Origin of the sequence: Streptomyces sp. S465, assembly GCF_026898115.1 — a bacterium.
In the GTDB taxonomy this organism is placed as follows: Bacteria; Actinomycetota; Actinomycetes; order Streptomycetales; family Streptomycetaceae; genus Streptomyces; species Streptomyces luomodiensis.
This window is the reverse complement of sequence record NZ_CP114036.1, coordinates 8,422,088-8,434,652: the sequence shown is the minus strand read 5'-3', so window position 1 is coordinate 8,434,652 and position 12,565 is coordinate 8,422,088. Positions and strand designations below refer to the sequence as shown.

The window sequence follows — 12,565 nt, the reverse complement described above, 5'->3', positions numbered from 1 at the left end:
AGCACAGTTGGGTCTGGTACCTTCCCTAAGCGCGCAGCGGCCGGCCCATTGGGGAGGCGTCCGGCACTCCTGCGCCAACTGAAGGTGGGGGGACCGATGTACGGTAGGTCTGCTGTGGGATCAGTGCTGCCCTTGGTCGGCCTGGCCGCGGCGCCGGAAATGATTCCCGGAATTCCGGTTGCCAGGGCTTTGCAGGCAACCGCCGGGGCGGGTTTTCTCTTGTACTGCCTGATAGTCATCGGCCTGCTGGTGGCACGATCAAGGCTGCGCGTCCGCCCCTCCGCGACCGGTTCCACAGCCTCCGGGGCCAAGGACCTGTCCGCGGTGGACCGGACGTGACCGATGAGCCCCTGATATGGGCCAGCGTCGCCATCATCGTGATGGCGGGTACCTACAATTTCGGTCTGTTCCTGCTGTCCCGGCGCCGGCTTCCGCACCATTCCGGCTCCGGTGACCAACGCTTCTACGTCTTTCTGCTCGCCTGTCTGAACGAGGAGAAAGTACTGGCCGAAAGCCTTGCGCGGATCACCGCCCTGCCCGCCGGGAAATGCGTCGCCCTGGTCATCGACGACGCCTCCGACGACCGGACCGCCGAGATCGCGCGGTCCGCGGACCCCGAGCGGGTGTGGCTCCATCAGCGCACGCTGCCGAACGCCCGGCTCGGCAAGGGCGCGGCCCTCAACGACGGGGTGCGTCTGCTGCGCGCTTCCGGGCTGCTCGGCGGCCGGGACCCGGACGACGTCATCGTCTGTGTGGTGGACGCGGACGGCCGGCTGGACCCGCATGTGATCGAGGCGGTCGACCCGTTCTTCAACGACCCGCGGACCGGGGCGACCCAGATCGGCGTCCGGATGTACAACCGCCGGGCGGGGCTGCTGGCCCGGATGCAGGACATGGAGTTCGTCGTCTACGGCGACATCTTCCAAAGCGCCCGCCGTTTCATCGGCAGCGTCGGCATGGGCGGCAACGGCCAGTTCATGCGGCTGTCCGCGCTCGACACGCTGGGCGAGAAGCCCTGGAGCGACAGCCTCACCGAGGACCTGGACCTCGGGGTGCGGCTGATCGCCCGCGGCTGGACCAATCAGCACTGCACCACGGCGGCCGTCTCGCAGCAGGCCGTCCTGGATCTGCGGCGGCTGGTCCGCCAGCGGTCCCGCTGGTTCCAGGGGCATCTGCAGTCGGCCAACCTGGTTCCGCTGATCCTGCGGGATGTGCCCGGCCGGGCCGCGATGGACCTGATCTACCACCTGTCCAGTCCGGTGCTGATCCTGCTCACCTCGCTGCTGCCGCTGTCCTTCCTGGTGGCGGTCGTCGGCACGATCGCCGGTTCCCTCCAGGCCGGCCGGCCGCTGGTCTCCACCATGTGGTTCCTCGGCCCGTATCTGCTCTCGTTCACCGCGGCCTGGATCTACGGCTTCGTCTACCGCCGGCGCGAATCCACGCTCGGCGCGCTCCGCGCGGTACTGCTCGGCCATGTCTTCGTGATCTACGGCTACATCTGGTTCGCCGCGGGCTGGTGGGGGCTGTGGCGGGCCGTCACCGGAAAGCGCACCTGGCTCAAGACCGCCCGCAGCTGATCCGCCCGCACCCGTGCACCACCCGGTTCCGCCGCACCCCCCGCACCCCGCGCCACCCGCTCGCACCGCTTCTTCCGCTCCTTCCGCTCCGCTCGTCAAGGAGACCCATGTCCCTCATCGGCAGACCCGTGTCCCTGTCCGTGGACGAGGCGTCCGCGCCGCGTCCGCCCCGCACCGTGCGCACCATGCTGGTGCTCGGCACCCGACCGGAGGCGATCAAACTGGCCCCGGTGGTCCGGGCGATGGCCGCCTCCGCGCTGTTCCAGCCGGTCGTGGTGACCACCGGTCAGCACCGGGAGATGCTCCAGCAGATGCTCGGGCTGCTGGGGGTCGGGGTGAAGACCGACCTGGCCGTGATGCGGGACCGGCAGCGGCTGTCGGAGCTGACCGCCCGGCTGGTGGACGGCCTGGGCACGGTGATCCGCGCCGAACGGCCGGATCTGGTGGTGGTCCAGGGCGACACCACCACGGCGCTGTGCGGTGCGCTGGCCGCGTTCTACGAGCGCGTACCGGTGGCCCATGTCGAGGCGGGACTGCGTACCGGCGTCCTGGACAACCCGTTTCCGGAGGAGCTCAACCGGCGGATGATCGGCCGGGTGGCGCGCTGGCACTTCGCCCCTACCGGCCGGTCCGCCGCCCAGCTGCTGGCCGAGGGCGTACCGTCCGAGCAGGTGATCACCACGGGCAACACGGTCATCGACAATCTGCTGTGGGTGCTGAAGGAGGGCGCCGGGGCAAGCGTCTTCCGCACCGCGCACCGCAAGGTGCTGCTGACCCTGCACCGCCGGGAGAACCAAGGGGAAAGGATGCGGTCCATGGGCGCGGCGCTGCGCCGGCTGGCCGACCGCGGCGATGTGGAGCTGGTGCTGCCGCTGCACCGCAGTCCCGCGGTGCGGGAGGCGCTGCTGCCGGAGCTGGAAGGCCATCCGGGGGTGCGGGTGGTGGACCCGCTGGACTATCTGGACTTCGCCGCCACCCTCGCCGACTGCGATCTGGTGCTGACCGACTCCGGCGGACTCCAGGAGGAGGCCCCGAGCCTGGGCAAGCCCGCGCTGGTGCTGCGGACCACCACCGAACGCCCGGAGGCGGTGGAGGCGGGCGCGGCGCGGCTGGTGGGCACGGACCCGGAGACGATCCTCGCCGCCGCCGGTCAGCTGCTGGACGATCCGCGGGAGTACGCGCGGATGGCCGGGGCGGGGAATCCGTTCGGCGACGGCCGGGCCGCCGAGCGCATCGTGGCCCGGCTCACCGAGGACTTCGGCCCCGAGGAGGCGGTGAACACCGCGCGGCGCGTCGCGCCGGGCTCGTATGATCCGGTGGCATGACGTCATTACGAGGGCGTACCTGGTGGCGTGTCGGCGGGCTGGTGCTGGCCTTCGCCCTCGTGGTGGCCGGGGTGCTCGCGCTGTCCGGCGTATGGGACGAGAAGCGGCCGCCGGACAACGTCGAGACCTGGCGGGACGGTTCGGTGCACGGCCCCTGGCGCTCGGTGTTCCACGGCTACGGCGGGAACGTCGGCGGGGTGGACGAGCTGACGCTCACCCCGCGGGCGGCCCGCCGGGAGGACCGTACCCACGCCTGTCTGGTGGTCTCCACCGCCCGCTACGAGCGCGTGGACTTCCGGGCCCGGATGCGCACGGCGGAGCAACTGCGCACACCCGAGCCCAATCCCTGGGAAGTGGCGTGGCTGGTGTGGGCGTACACCGACCCGGAGCACTTCTACTACGTGGCGCTCAAGCCGAACGGCTGGGAGCTGGGCAAACGGGACCCGGCCTATCGGGGCGGGCAGCGGTTCCTGGCCACCGGCACCAGCCCCTTCCCGGTCGGTGACTGGTCGGACGTGCGAGTTCGGCAGCGCGGTCAGCGGATGACGGTGTCGGTGGACGACCGCCAGGTGGTGGGCTTCACCGACACCGAACGCCCGTACACGGCGGGCAGCGTGGGCGCCTACACCGAGGACGCCCGAGCGGAGTTCCGGGACATCACCGTCCCCGCGGAGCCGTCGGGTTCCTCCTGATCGACCGGGCCGGCCAGGTCGTCCAGGCCCGCCGGCAGCTCACCGGTGTGCACCACGCCCAGCCGCTGGGTGGCCCGGGTGAGCGCCACATAGAGGTCGCTGGTGCCGAACTCCGCGGGCTCGGCCACGATCACCGTGTCGAACTCGAGCCCCTTGGCCTGCCGGGGGTCGAGCAGGACCACCGGGCTGGTCAGGTCCGGGGAGCGGCCGGTGGACGCGTCCGGGAGGGCGGCCGACAGCGCGGCATGGCGGTCCCTCGGGGCGATCACCGCCAGCCGGCCCTCGGCACGGGTCTCCCGCGCCACGGCCGCGGCCACCGCGCCGGGCAGATCGCCGGTGCGCTCCGCCCAGGGCCGTGCGCCGGTGGCGCGGACCGAGCGCGGCGGGGTGAAGGCGGGGTCGGCGGTGCGCGCCACCCGGGCCGCGACCTCCATGATCTCGGTGGGTGTGCGGTAGTTGACGCCGAGCCGGGTGTGCTCCCAGCGATCGCCGACGTACGGCGCCAGGATCGCGGACCAGGAGCCGCAGCCGCCCGGTTCCGCGGTCTGCGCGGGGTCGCCGACCAGGGTCATCGAACGGGTGGGGCTGCGCCGCATCAGCAGCCGCCACGCCATCGCGGACAGCTCCTGGGCCTCGTCCACGATGATGTGGCCGAAGGCCCAGGTGCGGTCGGCGGCGGCGCGTTCGGCGGCGCTGCGGTGGTCGCGCTCCTCGGCGCGGTCCGCCAGCCGTTCGGCGTCGATCAGGTCATGGGCGGCCAGCACCTCCGACTCCTCGTCGTCGCGGTCCTCGAACTCCTGGGTGCGCGAGCCGTAGGAGAGGTCGAGCACGCCCTGCGCGTAGTCGATGCGCTCCTGGCGCTCGGCCTCCTCGCGGGCGCGGGCCGCCGCGTCGTCGTGGCCGAGGAGTTCGGCGGCCTCGTCCAGCAGCGGGACGTCGGCGGGGGTCCACTCGCCGCCGGTGCGGCGGATCGCGGCGGCGTCGGCTTCGGGGAGGTGGACGGGGTCGGCGAGGAAGTCGGCCACCAGCCGCTCCGGGGTGAGGGCCGGCCACAGCTCCTCGATGGCGGCGTGCACCTCGGGGTTGACCGCGATCGCCTTGCCGAGCTGGGCGATGTCGTCCGCGCCGAGGAGGTTGGGCCCGCCGTAGGGGTCCGCGCCGATCCGGTCGACGAGCTGGTCGGTGAGGGCGTCGATGACCCGGAACGCGAAGTGCGGCCGGGCCAGGTTGTGCGGCAGCCCGGTCTCCCGGGCCTTGTGGCCCGCCTCGGAGGCGATGTCCCGGTCCAGGACCAGCTCACCGTCGTCGTGGTCGATCACGATCGCCGGGTCGGGCAGCGACTGCCGGTCGCGTACGAAGCGGGCCAGGACGTCCGCCATCCCGGCGCGGCCCTTGACCTCGGCGGCCTCGGGGGTGTCGGTGCCGGTGGCCGTCACCCCGGGGAAGAGCTCGCCGAGCGTGGCGAGCAGCACACCCGTCTCGCCGAGCGAGGGCAGCACCTCTGCGATGTAACCGAGGAACGCCGGGTTGGGCCCGACGACCAGCACCGCGCGGCGGGCCAGCGACTCGCGGTGCGCGTAGAGCAGATACGCGGCACGGTGCAGCGCGACGACGGTTTTCCCGGTGCCGGGGCCGCCCTCGACGACATGCACCCCGTGGTGCGGGGCGCGGATGATCCGGTCCTGTTCGGCCTGGATGGTCTGCACGATGTCATGCATCCGGCCGGTGCGCGCGGCGTCCAGCGCGGCCAGCAGCACGGCGTCCGCGTCGGACCCCTCGTGCCCGGTCCGCACGGTGTCGTCAAGGTCCAGGATCTCGTCGTGCAGCCCGGTGACCTTAGGGCCCTCGGTGGTGATGTGGCGCCTGCGGCGCAGCCCCATGGGGGTGTGGCCGGTGGCGAGGTAGAACGGACGCGCCACATCGGCCCGCCAGTCGATGACCAGCGGGGTGCGGTCCGCGTCGTCGCGGCGGATGCCGATACGGCCGATGTGGTGGTCGCGGCCGTCGCGGAACAGCAGCCGGCCGAAGCACAGCCCGCGCTCCCCCGCCTCGAACGCGGCGAGCAGTCCGGACCGCTCGGCCACCAGCACATCGCGCTCCAGCCGGGCCTGGAAGGTGGTGCCCTCCAGGGACAGGGCCTCGGTCACCGCCTCCTCGGCGTGCGCCGTGAGTTCGGCGAGGCGCCCGTTGAGCAGATCGAGGAATTCTTGCTCACGGTCCATTTCCTCATTTGACAATGCGACTCCCGCCGGGATACGATGACTTCATCAGGTTTCCGCATGCCATAAAACATTGGCACATGGAAATCCCCAATATACGCGGAGAAACGCCCCGGCCGTCAAGGCGGCAGGGGCGTTTCTCTGTTTATGGCACGGCGTAAGGTGAGACACATGCCTGCTCGCCTCTCGCCTACAGCGCCCGCCACCGGTGTCCCGGCCGTCGGGGGCACCGGGCTGCGCGCCGACGCGGAGCTCAACCGGCGGCGCGTTCTGGACGCGGCCCGTGCGCTGTTCGTCTCGCGCGGGATCGATGTGCCGATGGCCACCATCGCGCGGCACGCCCGGGTCGGGGTGGCCACCCTCTACCGGCGCTTCCCCACCCGCGACGCGCTGGTCACCGCGGTGTTCTCGGACGAGCTGTCCGTGTGCCGGGCGAGCATGGAGGAGGCCCTGGCCGACGACGACCCCTGGCGGGGGTTCTGCCGGACCATCGAGTCGGTGTGCGCCTCGCAGGCGCAGGACCGGGGGTTCAGCGACGCCTTCCTGTCGTCGTTCCCCGACATGGCCGGCTTCGAGCGGGAGCGCCGGCGCATCGAGGAGGGCTTCGCCGAGGTGGTCCGGCGCGCCAAGGCCGCGGGTCGGCTGCGCCAGGACTTCGACCTCTCGGATCTCACCCTCGTCTTCATGGCCAACCGGGGTGTCATCGGCGACGCCCGGACCGCACCGGCCGCGTCCCGGCGGCTGGTCGCCCACCTCCTGCGGTCCTTCGAGACCGGGCGGGCCGAGCCGGCCCGCCCGCTCCCGCCACCGGCGCCACTGCGGCTGGGCCGGTCGCACCGGGCCCCGGAGCGCTGAGCTACCGGGCGGTGCCGAAGTCCTGCGTCCAGTAGTTGCCGGGCTGCGCCAGGCCGACGCCGATCTCCTTGAAGTCGCAGTTCAGAATGTTGGCCTTGTGGCCGGGGCTGGACATCCAGCCGGCCATGACGCTCTTGGCCGAGCCGTAGCCGTAGGCCACGTTCTCGCCGTAGGTGCTCCAGCTGTAGCCCGCCCGCTCGATCCGGTCGCCCGGGGAGGACCCGTCGGAGCCGGTGTGCGACATCGTGCCGTGGGCCGCCATGTCCTCGCTGTGGTCCTGGGCGGCCTCGGTCAGCTTCTCGTTCACGGTCAGCGGCTGACAACCGGCCTTGGCGCGCTCGCTGTTGACGAGATCCACCACCTCCTGCCGGGCGGTGGCCGCCGTGGAGGCGGCGGAGGGGGCGCCCGCGGGTGCGGCGGACTGTGCCATCGCCGCCGAGGGAATGCCCACGGCGGCCGCGGCGAGCGCGGCGATGGCTATGGAGCGCTGGTGCGTCGTGCTGCTGCGGTGCTTGCTCATACGTGACCTCACACTCGGTTGAGGCCCGTCATTCTTGGAGCGGCCGGCCGCGCGAGGCAACACGTGTTCGTACGACACGGGTTCGTAGCGAGGACCTGAGCTTGCGCTCAGCGGCGAGACATGCTGAGCCGGTTCCGGGGAGGACTCAGGCGGCCCGACGCGGCATCAGGAAAACCCGGCGACCAGGCGCGTGGACGAAGCGCCGGTGGCGCCGGGGAGCACGACCCCTGGAATCACTCATGTCCGACAGGGCGGACAAGAGCTCCTATGTCGCCTCGTCGATGCGCACCGCTCCACGCCCTGCGCTCGGGCGTCCGGTGTGAGAGATGTCATCGCCCGGCGGAGGGCGGCCTACCGGTCGGAGTCCTGGTCGAAGATCAGGACCCTCCTTGCCGGGGAAGTGCTCACGGCGCCCATCGCCTCGGCCCCGGGACCCTCCCCCGTAGGTGGATCGAGTGTAAAAGTTGAGTCGTTGCACTTCTTTATTCGGTGTGCTCTTCTGTGAGGACCCCCGCGCCGAGCGCGCCGAGAAGGAAGTGATCAGTCATGTCCGTATCCGACGCACCCCGGTCCGGCAGTCCCGCCCCGCCGCAACCCGCCCCGAAGAACGTCCGTCCGGCCCTGCTCGGTGTCCTGCTCGCGATGCTGCTGTCGATGCTCGACGCCACGATCGTCGGCACCGCGATGCCGACGATCGTGGGCGATCTCGGCGGCCTGGAGCACATCTCCTGGGTGGTGACCGCCTACACCCTGGCCACCGCCGCCTCCACCCCCGTCTGGGGCAAATTCGGCGATCTGTACGGCCGCAAGCACATGTACCTGATCGCCGTCGTCGTCTTCGTGCTCGGCTCGGCGCTGTCCGGCGCGGCCCACTCGATGACCCAGCTGATCGTCTTCCGGGCCCTCCAGGGCCTGGGCGCGGGCGGTATCGGCGCCGGGGCCTTCGCCCTGATCGCCTCGCTGGCCCCGCCCCGGGAGCGGGGCCGCTACCAGGGCATGACCGCCTCCATCATGGCCGTCGGCACCATCGGCGGCCCGCTGCTCGGCGGCTTCATCACCGGCCACCTCGGCTGGCGCTGGGCCTTCTTCATCAATCTGCCGCTCGGCGTCCTCACCCTGATCTGGTGCCAGCTGATGCTGCGGCTGCCCGCCACCCGCGCCAAGGCCCGGATCGACTGGCCGGGCATCGCGGTGATGACGGTCACCGTCTGCGCCCTCACCCTGGCCGCCACCTGGGCCGGTTCCACCTATCGGTGGACCTCGTGGCAGATCCTGGGGCTGTTCGTCCTGGCCGCGGTGGGCGTGGCCGCGTTCGTCGCCCGGCAGCGCCGCGCGGCCGAACCGCTCATGCCGCTGCGCATCTTCACCGGACACCGCAACTTCCCCCTGGCGTCCTCGCTGATCCTGGTGGGCGGGGTGGTCATGTTCGGCTGCTCGCTGTATCTGCCGCTGTACCAGCAGACCGTCCAGGGCGTCTCCGCCTCCCGCTCCGGTCTGCTGCTGCTGCCCCTGATGATCCCCGTGGTGATCATGTCCCAGGTCGGCGGCAAGGTCATGTCCGCCACCGGCCGGTACAAGATCTTCCCGATCCTCGGCACCGTCTGCATGGCCACCGGTCTGTTCCTGCTGGCCACCATGGACACCACGACCTCCCGCACGGCCACCGGGTGCTTCATGGCCCTGGTGGGCACGGGCATGGGGTGCCAGATGCAGATGGTCACCACCATCGCGCAGAACAGTGTGGAGATGCGCGACATGGGTGCCGCCTCCGCGTCGGTCACCCTGTTCCGCACCATCGGCGGCTCCCTGGGCGTCGCGGTCTTCGGTTCGCTGTTCACCGGCGCCGTCCAGGGCCACGCACCCGCCGGTGCGGACACCGGTGAGGCCCGGTCCGACCCCGCGGCGCTGGCCCGGCTGCCGCGGGCCGCGAGGGACGGCTATCTGCACGCGGTCGCCGACGGCACCCAGCGGATCTTCCTCACCGCGGCCGTCGTCTGCGCCGTGGCCTTCGTCGCCGCCCTGTGCGTGCAGGAGGTCCCGCTGCGCGGCAGGCCCGGCCCGGCGGCCCCGCCGCGGAAGGCCGAGGAGGCCACCAGCCCGGCCGCCCCGTGAGCGGAGGGGCCGGCCGTGGCCGGTGGGGTGGGTGCGGCCTAGGGCCTGTTGCGAAAGCCACGGTCACCTTGCCGTTTGGCAACCGCGCAACCTTCTCGGTCCTAGCGGAGTCTGAAGGGGAAATGCAGGTCGAAGAATGGAGGATGCGGTGGATGAGGTCCTGGTGAAGGCAGCGAAGTTGGCTGCTCGTGGCGTGGGACTCGCCCTCGACTACGTCAACCTGCGCGCAAGCATCGAGCACTTCCGACGCGACGTTCGAAGGAACGGGCACTAACGCCTGGCGCGGATGCCCTGGGCACAGCCATTCGTTGATGGCTGCGAACAACCGCCGTCGGCCGCTCGCGTTCGTCTTCACTCCCGGGCAGGCCGCTGACGCGCCCGCGTTCCCCGGGATCATGGTCCGTTTACGGATGACGCGGCCGATCGGCCGACCCAGGACCAGGCCGGGTGTGGTCCTGGGTCGGCAAGGCCACTCGTCGTGTGCAATCCGAACGCGTCTGCGCCGACGAGGGAACCGGGCAGTGATTCCGCAGTCCGCCGACCAGCCCGCCAACCGCAGGCGAAGAGGCCGATCCGGTGGCCGCCCGCCGGCTTTCGACCGCGGGGCATACCAGGGGAAGCAGGGGGATAGCGACGACCTAGGGTCTCCTACCGCTTGTGGCCGTTCCCGTGTCCGTTCGGATGCAGGACCACCTTGGTCCAGCCCTCGTCACGGGCGTCGAAGTGCTCGTAGGCGGTGGGGGCCTCGTCCAGGCTGAGCTCGTGGGAGACGACGAAGCTCGGCTTCGCCTTCCCGCCGGCGATCAGATCCCGCAGCGCCCGGTTGTACTTCTTCACCGGCGCCTGCCCCGTGCCCATGCTCTGGCCCTTGAACCACATCATGCCGAAGTCGATCGGGACCTTGCCCTGGGCCTCCAGCTCGCCCTGGGCCTCCGCGCCGCCAGGGTCCTGGGGCAGGAACACGCCCACCACGCCGATGCCGCCCGTGAACCTGACCGAGTCGATCAGGCCGTTGAGCGTGAGGCTGGCGTCCTCGTGTCCCTGGGGGTCGTGGGCCTGGTAGCCGACGCATTCGCAGCCGTTATCGGCGCCCAGACCGAGGGTGGCCTCCTTGACGACCTCCGCCGGGTCCTGCTCGGCGGTGTTGATCGGGATGGCCCCGATCTCCTCCGCCTTGCGCAGCCGGTCGGGATGGTGGTCGGCCGTCCAGACGCGGCCGGCGCCCTTGAGGAGGGCGGAGTACGTCGCCATCAGCCCGACGGGACCGGCCCCGAAGACGATGGTCTGGTCGCCCGGCTTGACGTGGGCCATCTCGGTGGCGTGATAGCCGGTGGGGAAGATGTCGGCGAGCATCACGTAGTCGGTCTGCCGCTCGGCGGCGTCCTCGCCCAGACGCAGCGCGTTGAAGTCGCCGTAGGGTACGCGCAGCAGCTCCGCCTGGCCGCCTTGGTAGGGGCCCATGTCGGCGAATCCGTAGGCGGCTCCCGCGAGGGCGGGTTCCGGCTGCATGGTCAGGCAGTAGTTGGTCAGACCGCGCTCGCACTGCTTGCAGAAGCCGCAGGCGATGTTGAAGGGCAGGACCACGTACTCGCCGACCTGGACCTTGCGGACGGCCGGGCCGACCTCCACCACCTGGCCCATGTTCTCGTGTCCCATGGCGCGGCCGGACTCGAACGAGGTGCGGCCCTCGTACATGTGCAGGTCCGAACCGCAGATGTTGGTGGTGGTGATCTTGACGATGATGTCGCAGGGGTGCTCGATCTTCGCGTCCGGTATGTCCTTCACTTTGACCGTTCGCGGTCCTTCGTATACCGCTGCCTTCATGGTGACTTCCCTTGACGTTGCGGCACGGCGGTGGTGTGGAAGGCACAGAGAACCCGACTCTCGCAACTGCTGCGACGGGGGCCGTGACTCCGGCGCGCCTCTGGGAGCCGTTCACCTTGGTGAGGGGAACGGTGCTTCCGCCGCCGGCCCGCCCAAGGGAGCGTCGGTGCTCCGGCGGCGTGCTGTGCGGGTACCCGTCGGACCCGAGGCGAAACAACCACGCACCGACCGATCAGTGGCTTCGAACCCGGACGACCACCGGTCGGCGGCACACCTTCGACCGAGGTCACCCACTCACCGAGCCGTCATCGTCGAGCTGCCCCATGAACCACTCACCGTCGTCCCTCACGAGGCACAACTCGTGGAACGCGAGAATTACATCGGGCTGAAGCGGCTCGTAGTCGCCCTGGCCGGCCACCTCGACGACTACGAGCCGATCGAGGGAGAGCGGGGCGGCGCTTGGGTCTCCGGAAAGAGCGCGCACGCGTTCAATCGTCCATCCGGTGGGGAGTCCTGAGTTCACCGGCGCATGGTCCCAGCAGGGCGCCTGTCACAGCCACTCGTTAAGTACTGCGACCAGCACGGTCGCCTCGTAGCGGACGGCGAGCTTGTCGTACCGGGTGGCGACGGCACGGTGTCTCTTGAGGCGGTTGATCCCGCACTCGACCGCATGGCGCTCGCGGTAGTCGACCGCGTCAAAACGTGGCGGCCGGCCGCCACGGGAGCCGAGCTTCTGGCGGTTGCGGGCCTGGTCAGCCTTGTCGGGGATGGTGCAGCGGATTCCGCGGCGGCGCAGGTAGGCACGGTTCTTGCGGGAGGCGTACGCCTTGTCCGCCCGGACTCGGTTTGGGGCGGACACGCGGCCGGCCCGGCCCGATGCGGGGCACGCGGACCTTCTCCAGCACGGGTTCGAACTGCGGCGAGTCACCGCGCTGTCCCGCCGTGAGCACTATCGCCATGGGCTTCTGGCCCTGCTCGACGGCCAGGTGCAGCTTGGTGGTGAATCCGCCGCGCGAGCGTCCAAGGGCGTGATCACCAGGCTCGACGAAGATTCCGCCCGGTGGTTCCTTCTGCAGATCGCCCTGCTTGCGGGCGCCGGCCGCGTGCTGGTGGGCGCGGCAGACCGTGGAGTCGACGTTCAGGTCCCACACGATCGCCCCCTTCGCGTCGGCCAGGGACTGGAGTCGGGTGAGGATCCGGTGCCAGGTGCCGTTCCGCTGCCATCGGCGGAACAGGTCGTAGACCCGGCTCCACGGTCCGTACTCGGCGGGGACGTCTCGCCACGGCACACCGGTCCGGACCCGGAACCGTATGCCGTCGATCAACTGCCGCCGAGGCCAGACCGGCGGTCGCCCCGTCTTCGTGCCCTTCGGCAACAACGGCTCCAGCACCGCCCACTGCTTGTCCGTGAGATCTCCCCGACCCATGAACCGTGATCATT

Annotated in this window: 9 protein-coding genes and 1 pseudogene; 5 read left to right on the top strand and 5 right to left on the bottom strand. The window is 70.8% G+C overall.

What is annotated here, in order from left to right; genetic code table 11:
* Positions 1–335 precede the first annotated feature (335 nt).
* From N6H00_RS35615 to N6H00_RS35605, 3 genes are all read left to right on the top strand, one after another.
* Entirely contained in the window at positions 336–1,577 is a 1,242-nt protein-coding gene (locus N6H00_RS35615) for a glycosyltransferase family 2 protein (RefSeq protein ID WP_268975981.1), read from the top strand.
* Between the two features lie 185 nt (positions 1,578–1,762).
* A complete protein-coding gene (gene wecB / locus N6H00_RS35610) occupies positions 1,763–2,902 on the top strand; it encodes a non-hydrolyzing UDP-N-acetylglucosamine 2-epimerase (RefSeq protein WP_443073258.1) in 1,140 nt (379 codons plus the stop codon).
* Positions 2,899–3,594 (top strand): family 16 glycoside hydrolase, encoded by a 696-nt coding sequence (locus N6H00_RS35605; protein ID WP_268975979.1) that lies wholly within the window; start codon positions 2,899–2,901, stop codon positions 3,592–3,594. The genes wecB and N6H00_RS35605 overlap by 4 nt, the downstream gene beginning before the upstream one ends.
* Here N6H00_RS35605 and N6H00_RS35600 read toward each other — a convergent pair.
* Entirely contained in the window at positions 3,525–5,816 is a 2,292-nt protein-coding gene (locus tag N6H00_RS35600) for a HelD family protein (protein WP_268975978.1), read from the bottom strand. The two genes, N6H00_RS35605 and N6H00_RS35600, sit on opposite strands and share 70 nt — an antisense overlap.
* A 168-nt stretch (positions 5,817–5,984) precedes the next feature.
* Here N6H00_RS35600 and N6H00_RS35595 point away from each other — a divergent pair, with 168 nt between their 5' ends.
* Positions 5,985–6,668, top strand: coding sequence for a TetR/AcrR family transcriptional regulator (locus tag N6H00_RS35595; protein WP_268975977.1), 684 nt, complete (start codon positions 5,985–5,987; stop codon positions 6,666–6,668).
* A 1-nt stretch (position 6,669) separates the two neighbouring features.
* Here N6H00_RS35595 and N6H00_RS35590 read toward each other — a convergent pair.
* Positions 6,670–7,026: pseudogene (locus N6H00_RS35590) on the bottom strand (CAP domain-containing protein); the annotation flags it as partial.
* A 708-nt stretch (positions 7,027–7,734) separates the two neighbouring features.
* On the opposite strand from N6H00_RS35590, the gene N6H00_RS35585 reads away from it, so the two are divergent.
* Positions 7,735–9,300, top strand: coding sequence for an MDR family MFS transporter (locus N6H00_RS35585; RefSeq protein ID WP_268975976.1), 1,566 nt, complete (start codon positions 7,735–7,737; stop codon positions 9,298–9,300).
* Between the two features lie 648 nt (positions 9,301–9,948).
* Here the strand turns inward: N6H00_RS35585 and N6H00_RS35580 are convergent.
* The 3 genes from N6H00_RS35580 to N6H00_RS35570 all read right to left on the bottom strand — a co-directional run bounded on the left by N6H00_RS35580 (position 9,949) and on the right by N6H00_RS35570 (position 12,551).
* Positions 9,949–11,124 carry a glutathione-independent formaldehyde dehydrogenase gene (locus tag N6H00_RS35580; protein WP_268975975.1) on the bottom strand — a complete coding sequence of 392 codons (1,176 nt, stop codon included), beginning with the start codon at positions 11,122–11,124 and terminating at the stop codon, positions 9,949–9,951.
* Between the two features lie 286 nt (positions 11,125–11,410).
* The gene (locus tag N6H00_RS35575) at positions 11,411–11,608 is read right to left on the bottom strand and encodes a hypothetical protein (RefSeq protein ID WP_268975974.1); all 198 of its coding nucleotides are present in this window, start codon (positions 11,606–11,608) and stop codon (positions 11,411–11,413) included.
* A 66-nt stretch (positions 11,609–11,674) separates the two neighbouring features.
* Positions 11,675–12,551 (bottom strand): IS5 family transposase gene (locus N6H00_RS35570; protein ID WP_443073143.1). Its coding sequence is split into 2 segments (ribosomal slippage): positions 11,675–11,968 and positions 11,970–12,551, totalling 876 coding nucleotides; the frame shifts between segments, so codons are not numbered across the junction.
* Positions 12,552–12,565 lie beyond the last annotated feature (14 nt).